We start from the raw sequence: 255 nt of genomic DNA on the forward strand, positions 1-255 counted from the left end.
CCTGATTGACTTGCTCGATGCCGGTGCTCTGTTCTTCGGACGCCGCCGCAATCTCGCTCATGATGTCACTTACGCGCTTGACCGACTGAACGATTTCGCTGATCGTACTGCCTGCTTCCTCAACGAGTTGCGAGCCGGTGTCGACCCGAGTGACCGACTCGCCGATCAGTTCCTTGATTTCCTTGGCTGCCGTCGCGCTGCGCTGGGCGAGTATGCGGACCTCGCCGGCGACGACGGCAAATCCGCGTCCCTGTT

At 60.8% G+C, this 255-nt stretch carries 1 protein-coding gene; it reads right to left on the minus strand.

All coding sequences use genetic code 11. The features are described 5' to 3' along the window. Positions 1-255: methyl-accepting chemotaxis protein (locus tag AB4Y43_RS40680; RefSeq protein ID WP_368730312.1), on the minus strand; the 255-nt coding region annotated here is incomplete at both ends.

It is taken from the genome of Paraburkholderia sp. BR10872 (assembly GCF_040965835.1).
Classification (GTDB): Bacteria; Pseudomonadota; Gammaproteobacteria; order Burkholderiales; family Burkholderiaceae; genus Paraburkholderia; species Paraburkholderia nodosa_A.